Genomic DNA, 17,440 nt, shown 5'->3' with positions numbered 1-17,440 from the left:
GTGACGATATGAATTTTAATAAACGACTTATTATTCAATTTATCATGCAACACGTTTTTGTTTTAGTTACATTACTTATCGCTGTAGTTGCTGCTTTTACTTATTTAATTTTTCTTCTTACTAGTACTTTATACGAACCTAACATTCCGGATTCTGATAGTTTTACAATTTCAAGATACATCTCTTCAGAAGATGGGCATATTTCGTTACAATCTGAAGTACAAGATTTAATAAAGGAGAAAAATGATTGGCTCCAAGTTGTAGATGAAAACGGAAAGATCCTCTACCACTTTAATACACCAAATGATGTTCCGGATGCTTATACGAAGACATCTTTAGTCGCATATATACAACATCATATCGAAAGCAATTATAAATTTACATATTGGGAAATTGAATTAGAAGAAAAGAAAGCACTTGTTATTTATGGTGGTATGTTAAAAAGCAATGCGTTACTGACAGCAATTCAAAAGGAGCATTCCTCTTTAACGATGGATTCGTTCGCATTAACAGACCAAGAAAAACAGTTACTATCTAAAGAAAAAGCAACACTTCAAATATTTAATCAAAATGGCGAAGAGGTTTTTTCCTATCCAACTGGAAAGAAAAAAATATTTTCAGCAATACAAATTGCCCTTAATGAAAAAGAACCGTGGAATCATAAAGAAAACACTTCTAGCTTTTACGATGCAAATAGCGGCAACCTTCTCGTTGTAACTGCAAAAAATGAGCACTACTATCCAAATGACGAAATTGAAGATGTATTTACTAAGAAGTTTCTCATCGGATGCGGATTAATCCTTCTTATCGTATTTGTTTATTTAGTCATTCTTTCTATTTGGTACGGTAATAAATTCGGGAAACCATTATTACATGCGATGCGCTGGCTTAAAAATATCGCTGGTGGAAAGTATGAAGAACCTATTAGTAAAAAAGGAAAACCTGTCAGGTTCCGGCGATCTGGTAAAGAAAAATGGTCATTCCGTTTGTTTAGAGATGTAACAAGTTCACTAGAACACCTTTCTATTACACTCAAAAAAAATGATGCGATGAGACATGTCCTCCAGCAAACACGAGAAGAATGGATTACCGGTCTAACGCATGATTTAAAAACACCACTTAGCTCTATATATGGCTACGCATTATTACTCGAATCGAATCAATATAACTGGACTGATCGTGATATTCAGCAATTTGGTAGTGTTATGAAAGAGAAATCTCAATATATGACGACATTAATTGATGATTTAAGCTTAACGTATCAATTAAAAAATAACAGCCTTCCTGCCCAACACGTAAACGTTGAAATCAATCAGTTCGTTCAAAAAGTATTATTGCAATTTATTAACAATCCAACACTCCAAAATCAAAATATTGAATTCGTACCGAGCTCAAATAAAATTCAATATTTCATTGAAGAAAAATGGTTCCAGCGTATTATCGAAAACTTACTCGTAAACGCGGTAAAACATAATAACGAAACAACTACTGTCACCGTAAAACTATCACAAAACGCTAATTCCTTTACACTCTCCATTTCAGATGATGGAAAAGGAATGGATGAAAAAACGAAAGAACTTCTATTTGAACGATATTACCGCGGAACAAACACAGAAGAAAGCAACATTGGAACTGGACTTGGCCTAGCCATTACAAAACAGCTCGTTCATGCTCATAACGGGACAATTTCCGTTGATAGTGCACTCGGAAAAGGAACGACGATTATTCTTGTGTTTCCGTTTCGTTCGTAGGAAAGACGCTATGTGGCGTCTTTTCTTTTTGGGGAGTTCTTCGGTATATGAAATTATATCGGCGATTTTCTAAATATATCGGCGCAACTCGAATTATATCGGCGATTTTTCAAATATATCGGCGTAAATCAAAATATATCAGCGATTTTCAAGATATATCGACTTACCGACAAAAATCGTCAAATATAGCAGCATATATGAAAAAAGCGAACCACTCAGTGGCTCGCTTTTCTTTCTATTACTTCTTCTTCACTGGTATCCAAAGTTCAATTTGAGCGAACTCGCTTTTATCTGCATGAGAACGCTCATCGTATAGTTCAAACTCATTAACGCCGCAATGTTCATATCCTGAATGCGGGAACCATTCTGAGAATACTGCATTCCACGTTTGGTGAATAGACGATACCATTTCTTCATGAGGAACTTTCGGCGTTGTAAATACAGCATATGTCGCTGCTGGGAAAGTACGCTTCGCAACTTCGTTTGGTACATTTTCAAAGTCTGTAACTTCCATTCCGATAATATAAGTGAAATCGCCTGTTTCTAAATTAAAATCAGTACATAATCCAAGCTCTACCCATTGGCTCGTATCTTTACGATTCGGAATCGTTGTTCCAAGATCTTTTTGTAAATATTCTTGCCAAAATGCTGGGATGTCTTGATGGTTTTTCCCTTCTTTACTTGTCGTCTTCAGTTCATAACCTGCCATTAAAAATTCTGGTTTATTTACAATACGATATTCCATTTGTATGCCTCCTAAATACGGATTTAATTTTCTTTGCTTTACATTCACGCTGTAATACATCGGTGTTTCGATTTCTTGTTTTCGATATTCACTCGGTGTCATTTGAAATAATTTTTTAAAGGCTCTCGTGAACGTTTCGTGAGATTGAAAGCCATGCTCAAATGCGATATCAATAACTTTTTCATCCGTATGAGAAAGTTGATAAGCTGCCCGGGCTAACCTCCTCTTTCGAACATACTCCATTACTGTATCACCTACTAACGCCTGAAATACACGATGAAAATGCGACTCAGAAAAACCTGCAACCCGCGCTAAATTACGCAGCGTTTGTTTTTCCATTACATCTTCCTCAATATAATCAATTGACCTTTGAATTTGTGTTTCATAGCTTTCCATCTCTGTTCACCCGCCTTATATGTATTATGATAAAAGAGAACACAATCCAATTCTTGACGTTTTTTACTATAATTCCATAAAAAATTGTAACTTTTTTATATGTATTTCGTTGTTATGTATGAAGGGAGGGAAATGTAGTGAAACGCAAACAATCATTAGAAGAAATTTACTCCGGGCACATGCAAGATTTATTTCGCTATCTTCTCTCCCTAACCGGAGATTCCCACTATGCGGAAGATCTCATGCAAGAAACATTTTACCGAATGCTCGTCCATATTGATTATTATAAAGGCGAAGAAATTAGGCCGTGGTTATTTACAATAGCCTACAACGCCTTTATCGATTGGTATCGAAAAGAAAAAAAGTATAACACAACTACAGTGGAAGAATTCCATTTACCAAACGTGCCAAGTACAGAACATGAATATTTCGTAAAACATGAGATTGCTAGTTGGTTAGACAGTTTATCTTCTCTTCCGCTCGAAAGACGAAATGTCCTACTACTACGAGATTACTATGGATTCTCCTATAAGGAAATAGCAGAAATGACTGGTCTCTCATTAGCGAAAGTGAAAATTGAATTACACAGGGGACGAAAAGAAATAAAAAGCATAAAGGAGTGATACAGATGGGCTGTGCAGAATTTAAAAAACTATGGAAGAAGTATGAAAATGGAACGCTCACGCATGATGAACAAGAACTGTTAGAAAGTCATATTGAGTCATGTGAAGAGTGTGAAGCTTACTTAGATGAGCTGTTAACAAAAACAGAACCAATTAAGAAAAAGTTACCTCCAAAAGATCTTAAAATTCCTTTTTGGAGAATTAAGTGGAAACATCGTTTACAAACGTTTGGTTTTATATTATCAATTTGCATCGTTATCTATATAATCGGCGGGGTATTATCAGCCTTTTATTTTCAAGCTAATAATGATAAAAGGCTAAAAGAAATTAGAGAGGTTCCTTCGCTGGCACTTGAAGCAACTATCCCAAATAGCCGCGTTATGGGAGGCGGAACAAGTGTAGAAGCTTTTTTCCGTACAAATAGCCAATTTGATTTAGTAAGAACCGTCGGTAAAAAAGAAATGCCACTTGGTACAATAGAAACAAAAAGCTTCTTATCATCTGTAGATATCACGAAGCAAACTTGGATGAATCCGTTCTATCAACCAAAACTCTTCTTTGTTCATCCCAAAACAGAGCAGGGTGATTATTTAAAGGATTCATCAAAAAAAGTATGGGATACACTTGCAAAAGTACATGATGGAACCGTTGCAGAAGTAGCAATTTCTTTTGATAAAGCTTACACTTTAAAAGAATTAGAACCGCTTTTATATAGCATATTCGAGGCACAAGAACTCCCTCCAACTCCTGTATGGTACGCTTTAGATACAGGACAAGAAAGAAAAAATGTAGATGACTATATCCTACATGGCGGAGAAGCTATAGGGTTTCCAGAACATGTAAGATTCCTCGATAATGAAACTGACGGGCAGAAAACGCAAGAAGACAAAGTAACCGAAATGATGCGCGTCCTTTCTATCCATAAAAAAACGGTAAGCAAAATAGCAGCGCTTTCTGAGAAAGAACTAAACTTAGATAAACGTTATCAATATGTAAAGGATAACGGTGTAAAAGTATACGGAATTGTTATTACTGGCCCATCGAAAGAGTTATTAAAATTACAAAACTCCCCGCACGTACGTTATGCGACTCTTGGAGATATTGAGATTTGGAATTGGTTTGATAATTAATAAAAAAGAAGTAGCGCTCTAAAAAAGATGCGCTACTTCTTTTTTATTCCGAAATCAATTTCACATACATCCCTCTCACCGCTTTTTCATAAGCAATATCACTCATCTGTCTTATGTTTTCTGACACAACAGACGACTGAACGATTTTTCCTTCACGAAGTAACGGCGGATCAATAAGACGCACTTTATTTTTCTGATGTAAATCATAATCGTTTCTATCTTCTTTTACTTTTACATTTCGATGAACTTTGCTTAATAAAGCTTCTACTTCGGGGTCATTACATTGTTGCAATTTCGAAATAAGCTCCTCATCTTCAAGAAGAAAATCATCTGCATGAATAATCCTTTTATGAAGAGCTACCTTTAACGTTTTCGCTAACATATCATTTCCGTAAATATTCATTGGTTCCATAAAGAAATCGATTACTTCCTTGTAATACGTTTCTGTAAACCATTCTGCCATTTCGACACTTTGAACAACCATTTTCCCATCTACAGCGATGACATCTTCTAAAAAACTGTGAACTTCTTCTAAAGAAACATACCCATATGTATACATATCTCGTAATGTATAATCCACTCTGTCTGCGCATAATTCTGGTGCTGACCTTTCGAGTAACGTCCATTTCGAATCATCTAACAAAATATCTTCATAGTTATAACCATACTTCGCAAGAATCGCTGGAATTTCTGAGTTTTTCACAACAGAACTAAATATCTCTTCATGATAACTTTCATCTTCATTATCAAAAACGTAATCAATCACATGGGAAAAAGCAGTATGCGATACGTCATGCAGTAAACTAGCAATCTGTTCTTTTACTGAACCACCTAATTTTTTAACTAATAACATAACACCAACTGAATGATCAAAGCGCGTTACATTCCATTTCTCGTTCATTAAGTAACTTGCGCCATTTTGATGAATACCTTTTAGCCTTTGCATAGACTTACTTGAAATTAATTCTTCTACTACTTGATCCACTTCAAATTCTCCGTATAGTACATCTGATATGATCACTTACAATCCCCCTTTATTTTAATCGAGTCTTATAATCTTATCTCTTTTATGAAATTAGCACCAACATAAATATTTATTGTTATTTGTTTTTATTAAAAAAATAGAGAGCCATCAGCTCTCTATTTCATAACCCCTATTCAAATGTAACTTCTACCTGCACAATCTCCGACCTACTACCAAGTCTAAGCGGTGGTCCCCAAAACCCAAATCCAGAAGAAACAATTGCGTGGAACGCGCCTTTTTGTGCGTATCCCCAGTCTAATTCGTACATTCTTCTCGTTACAATATGATTCGGCGCCATTTGTCCGCGGTGCGTGTGACCTGATAATAGTAAATCAACACCCGCCTCCGCTGCTTGTTTCAACTCAAATGGCTGGTGATCCATTGCGATAACAGGCATCGATTTATCTACCGTACTCATTAATTGTTCAAAGCTTTGGCGATCTCGCTCTGTTTTATCTCTTCTTCCAACGAGATAAAAGTCACCTTCAATTGTAATTACTTCATCTAAAAGAATACGAATATCAATCTTATCCATCTCTTGTAAAAACTCTGGAACCGCTCTACCGTAGTATTCATGGTTTCCTAATACGCCATATACGCCTAATGGTGCTTTCATTTGTTTCATGATTGGTCCCATATTCTTTTGAATGAACACACCTGGATGATCATCGATAATATCACCTGGCAGTAAAATAATATCAGGTTCCATCTCATTTACATGACGAACAAGTCTTTTTAAATGCGAAACGCCAGACAGTTTACCGAAATGCATATCAGAAGCCATCGCCATGCGTAAACTTTTACGCCCCTCTACCTTTTTCGGTATGTGCACCTCGTACTTTCTTACTACCGGACTATACGCATTAAATACTCCATACGCAAAGATAAAGATAAATGCAGCTATCACAGCCGCCCCTGTCCAAATAATTGCCGCTTCTTTCTCTACTGAAAACTGTAAAAGAAAGACCATAATATTAGCTAATGGCAACAGCATAAGCGCATATTGTATAACCGCAAACCAAATCGAACCTATCGTTCGCAGAAATGGCAAAAACTTAAACACTTGCACGAGAATGTACGCATATGAAATAAATGCAACTATAAAAGCATAATATCCCCAAGATTCCCAGCCAAATACCGCATGAAGCCAAACCCATCCGTTCCAGCCGATGTAAAACATAAGTAGTGTGTATATAATTAATATGGTAAATATATTGAGATAACGAAGATTCTTCACAGCCAGCCTCCTTATTGATTTCTTCTATTATAACTTGTTATGCACTTATAACGTAAATATTAAGCGCTTCAATCTTCAGAATAAGAACATTGATAAACATATTGTCTTAAAATTTTTAAGAACGGCTGTAATGGACATTTTTGAGTCTTAAGTGTTGGATGAAATTCTATTATCTTTATCCTTCAAAACTCATCTATGCAATTATGCATAACCATCCATTCCGTTTTATTTTCATGTTACGATATAAATGTAATACGACATATATCGACAAAAATAAAAGGAAGTGATTGTATGAAACGTTCTAAAACATACTTAAAATGTTTAGCATTATCCGCTGTTTTTGCTAGTAGCGCTGTAACTCTTTCAACACCTGCTGCTTATGCTCAAACAACATCGCAAGTTGTAACAGATATCGGACAAAACGCAAAAACACATACGAGCTATAATACATTTAATAATGATCAAGCTGATAATATGACAATGTCTTTAAAGGTAACTTTTATCGATGACCCAAGCGCTGATAAACAGATTGCCGTTATTAATACAACTGGTAGTTTTCTAAAAGCAAATCCTACTATAAGTGATGCACCTATTGATAACTACCCAATCCCTGGCGCTAGTGCAACATTACGTTATCCTTCACAATATGATGTTGCATTTAACCTTCAAGATAACAGCGCTCGTTTCTTTAACGTAGCACCTACAAATGCTGTAGAAGAAACGACTGTAACATCTAGCGTATCTTATCAACTTGGTGGCTCTGTTAAAGCTTCTGTAACGCCTAATGGCCCTAGCGGTGAAGCTGGTGCAACTGGTCAAGTCACTTGGTCTGACTCTGTAAGCTATAAACAAACTAGTTATAAAACAAATTTAATTGACCAAACGAACAAAAACGTAAAGTGGAACGTATTCTTTAACGGATATAACAATCAAAACTGGGGTATTTACACACGTGACTCCTATCATTCTTTATATGGAAACCAACTGTTCATGTACTCTCGCACATACCTATATGAATCTGATGCAAAAGGTAATTTAATACCGATGGATCAACTTCCAGCATTAACAAATAGCGGTTTCTCTCCTGGTATGATTGCTGTTGTTATCTCTGAAAAAAATACAGATCAATCTAACTTACAAGTCGCTTATACAAAACACGCCGACGATTACCAACTTCGTCCAGGCTACACATTCGGAACTGCAAACTGGGTTGGAAACAACGTAAAAGACGTTGATCAAAAAACATTTAATAAATTGTTCACACTAGATTGGAAGAATAAGAAATTAGTAGAGAAAAAATAAAAAAAACGAACCGCTATTTAGATGGTGGTTCGGTTTTTTATGTGAACAGCAAACTTTTCATTTCTTTTAGGTAAAAATATATAATATTCATTTTTTCGTAACACAATCATCCTTATCCCCCCGACTGAATATCTACTGATAAAATATATTATGTTATTGTACTGCTTCCGCGCGGCTTACCTCTTCATCTGGAACCCAGCCCTTATCTGCTCCAATTGAAATATTTTCTTGAATTAAACTATTAACATACTTCGCACCCCAATAATTTTTTAAGCAGCACATTTTTTAGTAGTTTTATATTTTCATTTGTTTGCTCTTTATAAGTTTTAAAATTAACATCGTATGTATCAGCTGCTTCTATATGAATATACGCAACACAATCCCTTTATTGATAATAATTATCAATAAAAAATATCATTTCCTACACAAATACGCTTTCCGCTCATTTTTAAATAATAAATAATGAGCCGTGTGCACTTTTCTTTCCAAATAATCGATAGAATACGAGCTTGATGGATCAACTAAATCACCTATCGCACCTGAAAGTTGATCAATGACTTGCTGCAGTATTTCTAAGTTTTTCTTCTCACTTTCCGCGTTCATTTCATCCATAATGTCACAAATAAGGTATTGCACTCGCCGCAAACGTAATTCCTTCTGCTCCACTTATATCTCCTCCTTATTAGTCATATTACGGTTTAAATATATGGGGTTATAGCTTAACCGATTCTAAAAAATACAAAGGCAACCACCTTCATAAAGATGGTTGCCCCTATTTTTATACTTGCATCGCTTTCTCTCTCAATGCTCTTCTTAACAACTTACCCGTCGTATTCTTCGGCAATTCTATTAAAAACTCAATGCTTTTCGGCACTTTATATTTCGCTAAATGTAACGTGCAGTAATGCATTAGTTCTTCTTCTGTTACGTTTGCTTGCTTCAAAACGACGTACGCTCGCACAGCTTCTCCTAAGTTTTCATCAGGAACACCGATTACGACAACTTCCGCTACTGATTCGTGCGTATATAATACTTCTTCTACTTCACGAGGGTATACGTTATAACCGCCAACTAAGACGATATCTTTTTTACGATCCACGATATAGAAGTAACCTTCTTCATCCATTTTCGCCAAGTCACCTGTATATAGCCAGCCGTCTTTCAATGTCGCAGCTGTATCTTCTGGTGCATTATAGTATCCTTTCATAACGTTAGGTCCGCGAACGATTAATTCGCCGACTGCGCCGACAGGTACTTCTTCCCCAAGTTCATTTACAATTTTATTTTCTACATGCCAAATATTTGTGCCAATTGATCCTGGTTTACGAGGACGATCTAGCGGATTGAAACAAGTAACTGGTGATGCTTCTGATAAACCGTATCCTTCTGAAACAATAACGTTAAAACGTTTTTCAAAGTTTTGCAGAAGAGCAACAGGCATCGATGCACCACCGGAAATACAAAGACGAAGCGTCTTCACATCTTCTGCGCTTGCTTCTTCAAATAAATATAAATAATTGTACATTGTCGGTACGCCAGCAAAGATCGTTGGTTCGTACGTGCGACAAATACGGAATACTTCTTTCGGACTAAATTTCGGTAACATTAAAATCGTTGCCCCGTTCACAATCGGTGCATTTACCGCAACTGTTAAACAGAATACATGGAACATAGGCAGTGCCGCAACAACGCGGTCATCAGCCGTATATTGTAAATACGACGCCACATCGTTCGCATTACTATATAAATTTTTATGTGTTAACATAGCGCCTTTCGGTTTTCCAGTTGTGCCCGAAGTGTATAGAATAACCGCTACATCTTCTTCATCTAGTTCAGGACCTTCGTAAGTTGTATCTCCAGTCCCCACAAAACTAGTAAACGTTTTCATTTTTTCGGTTTCTGTATGGTTAAAATCTGATGAGGTTTCACATATGATGATGTTTTCTAATGAAGGAAGTCTTGTTGTAAGAGATTGTATAACAGGTAGAAGGACGTCGAGTACGATGATTGTTTTTACATCTCCATTTTGTAAAATATAATGCATTTCGTCTGCTGTATAAATTGGATTAACTGGAATAACAGTTGCTCCGGCTTTCATTGTTCCGTATAAACCGACCAAAAAATGTGGTGAGTTCCCAACAACTAATGCGACATTGTCCCCTTTTCCAATGCCCATTTCTGCTAAATTGCTAGAAAACCTTGTGACCATTTTGTTTAATTGGTCATATGAGACCGACTGATCCATAAATATATAAGCCGGTTTTTCCCCCTTCTTTTTTGCCGTTTCAGCCAAAGATTGAACGAGATTCACAAAAACCCCACCTTTATAAAATTTAGAATATTTAAAAATTCTAAATTAATTATATTAAAAGAAAATTAAAGTGGCAAGTGATATTCTATTAACTGCATATAGACAGATCACCTTCTCTTAGTTTACTTTGGAAAAATAAGGGGATTTTATTTACAAGTAATTTATAACACTAGACCAAAAATCATTTTAGGATAATATGCACTCATCTTTTTTCTAAGATTTTCAAGTTCCTCTTTATTTAAGCTCGTATACTCCCCATACAAATTCAAAACGTCCGCTCCATTTTCATGAAAATACACGGTAACATATAATGCCGGTAACCCTTTGTTGTCTTCATCTATTGATAAGACGACATCTGGTGTTTTATTAACAGTGCTGAATGTTTCATTTCTTTTCCACTTCTTATTTTGAAACATGTCTTGTATATCATGTATCTTTCGTTTGTTATCTGTATGCGTAAAATATATAACATTATCTCCGCTGGTTTTCCGATAGACAAAATTGTACGACTTGAGGGCGATCCACTGCTACACGCTGTCATTCCGACGACGAAGCTGAGTAATAATACAACGTACATTACCCTTTTCATTTCGATTCGCCTCCTTTTGAATATATATATTCCTTTACGAGGGGCAAATGTCCTGTGATTTTATGTTTTGTGGTAAATGAAATTATATGAGCGATTTTTCAGTTATATCAGCGCAGCTCGATTTATATCGGCGATTTTTCAAATATATCAGCGCAACTCGGTTTATATCGGCGATTTTTCAGTTATATCGACTTATCGACAAAACCTGACAATCTACACAAAAAGAAAGAGGCTGCCCGTTATGGCAACCTCCCTTATTTTTAGAAGAATAAATGTAAGAAATCTTCTGTTGTAATGTTACCGAAGTAACGTGCGATATCTACGCCTTCTAAAGCTGCAGTGAATGCATCTTTATCAAATTGTACACCTGTTAGACGCTCTTCAATGTCATGCACATCTAATGAACCGAAGAAATCACCATAAATTTTACATTCTGTTACTGTTCCTTTTTTCACTTCAAGACGAACGTCAACTTGTCCAACTGGGAAGCGGTGTGAATGTTGTAAGTTGAACTTCGGTGATTTTCCGTAGTTCCAATCCCAATTTCGGTAACGTTCTTCAGAAAGTTTATGGATCTCTTTCCAATCCTCTTCTGTTAATTCATACGTTGGGATTTCTGTTTCTCCTTCGAAAATTGTTTCTAGAAGAAGTTGTCTAAACTCTTCTGTCGTCATTTCTTCGTTTAGGAACTCTGTAATGTTCGCAACGCGGCTACGGATTGATTTAATACCTTTTGATTGGATTTTATCCATTTTTACTTTTAACGCTGATACGACGTGATCGATTTCAGAGTCAAATAGTAACGTACCGTGACTGAACATACGACCTTTCGTTGAGAACTGCGCATTACCCGAAATTTTTCTACCTTCAGCTAAAATGTCGTTACGACCACTTAGTTCTGCATTTACGCCTAATTTACTAAGCGCTTTCGTTACAGGCTCTGTGAATTTTTTGAAGTTGCTGAAACTGTCTCCATCATCTTTCGTAATAAAACTGAAGTTTAAGTTTCCTAAATCATGATATACTGCGCCTCCACCTGATAGACGACGAACGACATGAATACCTTTTTCTTTTACGTAATCTGCATTAATTTCTTCTACTGTGTTTTGGTTTTTACCAATGATTATCGAAGGCTCATTAATGTAAAACAGTAAATATGTTTCGTTAATATCTAAATTCTTCACACAATATTCTTCAATTGCTAAGTTTATTCTAGGGTCTGTAATTCCTTTATTATCAATAAATAACATCGTATCACCTCATGAGTTCCATACGTAGCCACTATGCGCTAGCGTAATATGGCCACTGAAAATTTGTTTTGCTTCTGTTACTAAATCAGCTGGGTTGCCTGTATGCGGTAAGTGCGTTAATAAAAGTTCTTTTACATTTGCATCTTTCGCAATACTTGCTACTTCTGTACTATTCATATGCCCTGCTTTTGCAGCCTCTTGATGTGCATACATATTACACTCACAAATGAAAAGATCAGCATCTTTCGTGAATGGAATGAATTCAGGAATATAACTTGAATCAGCGCTGTATACTACAGCATCATCTCCAGCTGTAATACGCATCGCAAAGCATGTAACAGGATGAACAGTTTTTAAGAACGAAATCGAGAACGGTCCAACTTGAAGTGTTTCTTCTGGATTGTACGCGATTCCTTTCGTATGTGGTTCATGTGTTAAAGAATGGAATCCATTCTCGTCAAACGTATGACCGTATATTGGTAATTCCGGTAGTTGCCTTGTTGTCGCACTCGTAATTAATCTTGCATATTGCAATACCCCGATATCCGCAACATGATCGTGATGATAGTGTGACAGTACAACTGCATCTATATGAGATGGTGTTATATATTTTTGAAGCTGTGCTAGTACACCACTACCACAGTCCACAAGTAAACGAAAACCATCGTGTTCAAACAAATACCCCGACGTTGCTTCTCCCGCTTCTGGAAAGCCGCCCCAAAAGCCGACAACAGTCATTTTCATATGTATCCATCCTTTCTAAAACCGAGTAGAAATGCATGTTTTACTTACATCCTACATTGTTAACTATAATCCATTTCCTAAACTTTTTCATTAATTTTCAATTTTGTTATAAAACAGTTGTTGACTTTTATTTTTTGTACTAATACAATGATAGTAAGAAATGGAAATGGAGGGATTGACATGATCGATCAACCAATGGAGTTTTTCAGAAATTTACCGACGAAAACTTGCGCACACTGCGGGAAAGAAATTGATGAGCAGCACGAAGCATACCATAACAAATGTGACGATTGCGTTCACGAAGAATAGTAGTTTGTGAACATAAAAAAACCTAGCAGACATAGTCTACTAGGCTAATAACATCTTATCCTTCATCGTTGAACCTTTCACCAAGAGCTCCAGTTCAAACTCATACAATTCTTTTTTTCGATAATTTTTCGTATGGATTTTATCCATCATTAGGTCGACAACTTTTCGGGCCATTTCATCAATTGGCTGTTCAATTGTCGTAATACCTGGTTCTGTAATCTGCGATAATATTTGATTATCAAAACCGATAACAGCGAGATCATCTGGAATGCTCCAGTTATGGCGTTTCGCCTCTGAGATAATTCCAGCTGCTACCTCATCGCCTCCTGCCAAAATCGCGGTAGGATTTTTTTTGTCCTTTAATACGTCATGGAATATTCGTTTTCCATCTTCCCAAGAGAAAGCGTTTTCAAGAAAGTCAATCGCTTCTACTTGGCGGCTCTTCTCAGTTATTGCACGTAAAAAGCCCATTTTTCGCTGCTGGCTAACGACTTTGGTTTCGTTACCACGGCAAAAAATAAGATTACGATATCCTTGATCTAACACATGCTTCGCAGCTATGTATGCTCCTTGCGCATGATCAAACTTCACTGTTGGAATATTTGCTTCCTCAATATATTCATTACACAACACGATTGGACCGTGCTGTAAGTATGGCTCTACATCTTCCCACGGATTTTCTAGTGAACATAGAATAATCCCATCTACTTGTTTCGTAGATAATAATTGTAAATACTCCATCTCTTTTTCCGGTAAATATCTTGTTTGACAAATAATCAGTTTATATTTATGTTCAGAAGCAGCAATCTCGATTGCTTCAATAAATCTACTGAAGAAAGGATTTGTAATCCTTGGAACTAGCACCGCAATTGTTTCCGTTTTTTGTTTACGAAGCCTTCTCGCCGCAGAATTAGGAACGAAGCCTAAATGCTTCATTGCTAATTGAACCCTTTTTTTCTTCTCATCTGAAACATATGGATGATTATTAATCACCCTAGAAACCGTTGTCCTTGATAACCCCGCTAATTTCGCCACGTCCTCTATAGTCGACACGAAATTCTCCCCCTTTGCATGAAAACGTTTTCTTAAATTGATTATATAGTATATTATTGGAAACTGCAATATCGGTTGTTATGATTTTACTATATTAATATTATACATAGGTAAAAGTCTGTTAATGCATGGACAATATACTGCTTTTAGAAATTTACGTTATGTACATTCCTTTTCTTAATACCATATATTCTTTATTCAATATAAAAGCCCATCAATACATCATCTCCATATGATCCATCTCCATATGATCCATCTTCATATTTAATTTGCTTTCGTTGTCTTCCTTCTTCTACAAAACCCATACGTTTGTACACTTTAATTGCCCGATCATTAACAGAAACTACACCTAAGCAAATTTTCTCTAAACCTTTCTGCCTTTTAGCCCAACTAATAAGAAATTCAATTAATTTCGTGCCGATGCCTTGATTACAATACGCCTCTTTAATCCCCATTCCCATTGTGCCTGCGTGTTGTAACCGTTCTAGTTCATATCGATTAAAGAGTAAAAAGCCGACTACCTTACTATCTATTTTATACACGATGTAAAGATTACCTTCCTCATTGCTTTTCCGTATCTTTTCTCTTTCTGCATTCATATCATTCGGTAACTTCTTTGGGGATACTATGAAAAATTTTGTAGTAGTTTCCGATAATATAATTTCTTTTCTAATATTCATAATTGCTTCTGCATCAGTCTCTTTTACTAACCGTATCATTGAATCACCTCGTACTTTTTCTTTTAAAAAATAATATTAAAACTATAAAACGTCCAATATGCAATATTGCATATTGAGAATCTTTTTACTCTTGATACAATATTCATACATCAAAATAAAAGGAATGTATGCAATGAATCCAATCTTAACAGCTGCAAAACAACTATTACATAAAGAAGAAAAAATTTTATCTACTTTAAAATGTTCACTTACTGGCTATATGATTACGCATAAAGTCCCGTATCCTGGCATGTTACTTGCTACTAATCAAAGACTTCTCTTTTTTAGCCAATATAAAAACACATTCATTGCCGAATTTGATTATGAAAAAATTCTATCCATAGAAACGAAGAGAAGAATCTTTGACAAAAAAATAATATTTTACTATGAAGATGAATATATAACGCTTGGGTACATTACAAGTTCGAATGTTGAAGCGTTCATAGACTTACTACAAAGAAACAGCAAGACTAGCACAGGCTTATAATCAGCGGGGATCCCCTCGCTGATTCATTATTTTAACTCCTCCCACTTCGTCCAAACTTCTCTCCCGTTTATACGGTACATATTATCCTCTCTATCCATAAACCTATGTACAATAAATTCACGTCTAATTGTACAAAAATCATCATGATATTGTTTTATAAATGTATTAATTTCTTTTTCTGTATATTGATTTCCAGCATCTAACTTGCTAATTAAAAGCTCTAACAATACTAGTTTCTTCTTCTTTTGACCTGGAATCGATTTTAAGCGCTCCTCTTTATCGAAAAAGTTACGAATGGTCGTATCACGGAATTTCATTTCACTTTCAGTCATTTTGTTGTCCTCCATCGATTTTTACGCCATAAAACTTTATTATTTGTCCTCACTATTCTTCTTCATTCTTTTACTTATAACATCCATAAAGTAATACCCGCTAATTAGCACATAGTAAACTAAAAGTATTCCTAGTGCATCTTTCATATTTATATATTTTTCTTTATGAAACAAGATAGGTGAAAGGGCGTAAACAAGAAAGATGATTAGCGGATTTAAGATAAAATAATAAGTAAGATTTCCTTTCATCATATCAACTCCTCTATTCTAGTTTTCTCTGTAAATTGTTGTAAATCCTTTTCTTTCGTTTAAACTGCACATGCGATATGGTGAAATTAAGGAGAAGGATGATTATAAATGATATTTCACTCTAAAATTGATAAATTTTTCTTATTCATTATCTTTTTTGCTATTTTTCACCATAGGTGCTTCAACACTGCTTCCTCTCTTATTCGATAATGAAGCTACTACGACAGACGTATATATTCTACTATCTATTTTCTTTGTATCTTCTGGTTTCCTATTATGGAATTCCTTTTCATTTTTACTCCTCTCACCCACACTTTCTTCAAACTGACTTACCACTTTTATATTTGCAACCTATTATTCAAATTAACAAATTAAAGATGGTAAATTATGTTACAATTAACTTATACATACTTTGGAGGGTACATAGTGAAAAAAGCTATTATAGTATTAAGCATTCTATATCTTATTTTAACCGTACATACAGGAGCTGTTCTTTTAGGAAAAGAACATTATAGAAGTGCTATCAATACATTAAAAGAAACGAAAGAAGTCTCTTCATTTCAATCTGCAAAAGACGGTGTGATTTTATTAAAAGGAGCATTAACTACTGCGCAACCTATTACAGAGGAAAAACTTCAAAATAAAGAATTCGCACTCCTTGAAATTAATACGTATAAACGACGAAAAGCAAATTGGATAAACATTGATACAGAGCAACATATTGCAAAGCAGCTCTTACTAAATAATGAGGTTCTTCCTGCATTAAAAGAAATTCGTTTTTCGATGGAACCAATTACACTGTCAGGAAAAGATATTTCCATCGAAGATTACTCACTAAAAAAGGATGATACTCAATTAACAATTAAAAGTAAAGGATACCGATATACGGGAATAGAAAACAAATCAGACACTCTTATTTTTGGCATAAAAAAGGGGGATACCCTTGAAGGGTATAGTGGTTCTGAAATTCTAATAGGAAAAACAAAAGAGGAAATTGCTAGTAATATGAAACTATATACTTTTGCTGAAAAATATGGTCCATTTATTTGGATTGTAGCTACAATTATTCTTATAAGTATCGTTATATACTTGTTCCGTAAAAACAGAAAAACAAATGAACTTTCTCAACCAATGAAGTGAAACTTTAATCAGTGGGGGTTTCTTCATCCCCCACTGATTATTAGCCCTC

At 35.4% G+C, this 17,440-nt stretch carries 19 protein-coding genes and 2 pseudogenes; 8 read left to right on the top strand and 13 right to left on the bottom strand.

What is annotated here, in order from left to right; translation table 11 throughout:
* Positions 1-8 precede the first annotated feature (8 nt).
* Complete coding sequence (locus MHB52_RS06330) at positions 9-1,751, top strand: sensor histidine kinase (RefSeq protein WP_001010438.1); 1,743 nt, start codon at positions 9-11, stop codon at positions 1,749-1,751.
* A 238-nt stretch (positions 1,752-1,989) separates the two neighbouring features.
* On the opposite strand, the gene MHB52_RS06325 is transcribed toward MHB52_RS06330, so the two are convergent.
* Positions 1,990-2,892: an AraC family transcriptional regulator gene (locus MHB52_RS06325; protein ID WP_061664464.1), complete on the bottom strand. Its 903-nt coding sequence runs from the start codon at positions 2,890-2,892 to the stop codon at positions 1,990-1,992.
* 137 nt (positions 2,893-3,029) lie between these two features.
* Between MHB52_RS06325 and MHB52_RS06320 the strand changes: the two genes are divergently transcribed.
* Both MHB52_RS06320 and MHB52_RS06315 read left to right on the top strand, forming a co-directional pair.
* Positions 3,030-3,515, top strand: coding sequence for an RNA polymerase sigma factor (locus MHB52_RS06320; protein WP_061664465.1), 486 nt, complete (start codon positions 3,030-3,032; stop codon positions 3,513-3,515).
* 5 nt (positions 3,516-3,520) lie between these two features.
* Complete coding sequence (locus MHB52_RS06315; protein WP_025966997.1) at positions 3,521-4,645, top strand: anti-sigma factor; 1,125 nt, start codon at positions 3,521-3,523, stop codon at positions 4,643-4,645.
* Positions 4,646-4,688: 43 nt separating this feature from the next.
* On the opposite strand, the gene MHB52_RS06310 is transcribed toward MHB52_RS06315, so the two are convergent.
* Positions 4,689-5,666 (bottom strand): HD domain-containing protein, encoded by a 978-nt coding sequence (locus MHB52_RS06310; protein WP_000587072.1) that lies wholly within the window; start codon positions 5,664-5,666, stop codon positions 4,689-4,691.
* A 133-nt stretch (positions 5,667-5,799) separates the two neighbouring features.
* Positions 5,800-6,906, bottom strand: coding sequence for a metallophosphoesterase (locus MHB52_RS06305; RefSeq protein WP_016117401.1), 1,107 nt, complete (start codon positions 6,904-6,906; stop codon positions 5,800-5,802).
* A 34-nt stretch (positions 6,907-6,940) separates the two neighbouring features.
* Between MHB52_RS06305 and MHB52_RS06300 the strand changes: the two are divergent.
* Positions 6,941-7,054: pseudogene (locus MHB52_RS06300) on the top strand (TetR family transcriptional regulator); the annotation flags it as partial.
* Positions 7,055-7,197: 143 nt separating this feature from the next.
* A complete protein-coding gene (gene cytK2 / locus MHB52_RS06295) occupies positions 7,198-8,208 on the top strand; it encodes a beta-channel forming cytolysin CytK2 (protein WP_000830629.1) in 1,011 nt (336 codons plus the stop codon).
* Between the two features lie 414 nt (positions 8,209-8,622).
* On the opposite strand, the gene MHB52_RS06285 is transcribed toward cytK2, so the two are convergent.
* The 5 genes and pseudogenes from MHB52_RS06285 to MHB52_RS06265 all read right to left on the bottom strand — a co-directional run bounded on the left by MHB52_RS06285 (position 8,623) and on the right by MHB52_RS06265 (position 13,102).
* Positions 8,623-8,874, bottom strand: coding sequence for a hypothetical protein (locus tag MHB52_RS06285; protein ID WP_061664466.1), 252 nt, complete (start codon positions 8,872-8,874; stop codon positions 8,623-8,625).
* Between the two features lie 112 nt (positions 8,875-8,986).
* Positions 8,987-10,519 (bottom strand): fatty acid--CoA ligase family protein, encoded by a 1,533-nt coding sequence (locus MHB52_RS06280; protein WP_001055200.1) that lies wholly within the window; start codon positions 10,517-10,519, stop codon positions 8,987-8,989.
* A 161-nt stretch (positions 10,520-10,680) separates the two neighbouring features.
* A pseudogene (locus MHB52_RS06275) lies at positions 10,681-11,108 on the bottom strand (hypothetical protein).
* 260 nt (positions 11,109-11,368) lie between these two features.
* Complete coding sequence (locus MHB52_RS06270; RefSeq protein WP_061664467.1) at positions 11,369-12,358, bottom strand: lipoate--protein ligase; 990 nt, start codon at positions 12,356-12,358, stop codon at positions 11,369-11,371.
* A 9-nt stretch (positions 12,359-12,367) separates the two neighbouring features.
* Positions 12,368-13,102: an MBL fold metallo-hydrolase gene (locus MHB52_RS06265; protein ID WP_061664468.1), complete on the bottom strand. Its 735-nt coding sequence runs from the start codon at positions 13,100-13,102 to the stop codon at positions 12,368-12,370.
* A gap of 180 nt (positions 13,103-13,282) precedes the next feature.
* On the opposite strand from MHB52_RS06265, the gene yhfH reads away from it, so the two are divergent.
* Complete coding sequence (gene yhfH, locus MHB52_RS06260) at positions 13,283-13,411, top strand: protein YhfH (protein WP_000567010.1); 129 nt, start codon at positions 13,283-13,285, stop codon at positions 13,409-13,411.
* A gap of 39 nt (positions 13,412-13,450) precedes the next feature.
* Here the strand turns inward: yhfH and MHB52_RS06255 are convergent, their stop codons facing one another.
* The gene (locus MHB52_RS06255) at positions 13,451-14,464 is read right to left on the bottom strand and encodes a LacI family DNA-binding transcriptional regulator (RefSeq protein ID WP_061664469.1); all 1,014 of its coding nucleotides are present in this window, start codon (positions 14,462-14,464) and stop codon (positions 13,451-13,453) included.
* 194 nt (positions 14,465-14,658) lie between these two features.
* Positions 14,659-15,183 carry a GNAT family N-acetyltransferase gene (locus tag MHB52_RS06250; RefSeq protein WP_061664470.1) on the bottom strand — a complete coding sequence of 175 codons (525 nt, stop codon included), beginning with the start codon at positions 15,181-15,183 and terminating at the stop codon, positions 14,659-14,661.
* Between the two features lie 133 nt (positions 15,184-15,316).
* On the opposite strand from MHB52_RS06250, the gene MHB52_RS06245 reads away from it, so the two are divergent.
* Complete coding sequence (locus tag MHB52_RS06245; protein WP_001068220.1) at positions 15,317-15,670, top strand: PH domain-containing protein; 354 nt, start codon at positions 15,317-15,319, stop codon at positions 15,668-15,670.
* A 26-nt stretch (positions 15,671-15,696) separates the two neighbouring features.
* On the opposite strand, the gene MHB52_RS06240 is transcribed toward MHB52_RS06245, so the two are convergent.
* The 3 genes from MHB52_RS06240 to MHB52_RS06230 form a co-directional block, all read right to left on the bottom strand.
* The gene (locus tag MHB52_RS06240) at positions 15,697-16,002 is read right to left on the bottom strand and encodes a DUF2087 domain-containing protein (RefSeq protein ID WP_000140301.1); all 306 of its coding nucleotides are present in this window, start codon (positions 16,000-16,002) and stop codon (positions 15,697-15,699) included.
* Between the two features lie 39 nt (positions 16,003-16,041).
* Positions 16,042-16,254 (bottom strand): hypothetical protein, encoded by a 213-nt coding sequence (locus MHB52_RS06235; RefSeq protein WP_002093902.1) that lies wholly within the window; start codon positions 16,252-16,254, stop codon positions 16,042-16,044.
* Between the two features lie 138 nt (positions 16,255-16,392).
* Positions 16,393-16,587, bottom strand: coding sequence for a hypothetical protein (locus MHB52_RS06230; RefSeq protein WP_042890589.1), 195 nt, complete (start codon positions 16,585-16,587; stop codon positions 16,393-16,395).
* Between the two features lie 51 nt (positions 16,588-16,638).
* Between MHB52_RS06230 and MHB52_RS06225 the strand changes: the two genes are divergently transcribed.
* Positions 16,639-17,391 (top strand): hypothetical protein, encoded by a 753-nt coding sequence (locus MHB52_RS06225; RefSeq protein ID WP_061664471.1) that lies wholly within the window; start codon positions 16,639-16,641, stop codon positions 17,389-17,391.
* The last annotated feature ends 49 nt before the right edge of the window (positions 17,392-17,440 follow it).

Origin of the sequence: Bacillus sp. FSL K6-0073 (genome assembly GCF_038006085.1) — a bacterium.
Lineage (GTDB): Bacteria > Bacillota > Bacilli > Bacillales > Bacillaceae_G > Bacillus_A > Bacillus_A cereus.
Note: the sequence above shows the minus strand (reverse complement) of the source record. Positions and strands in the feature narration are given on the sequence as shown.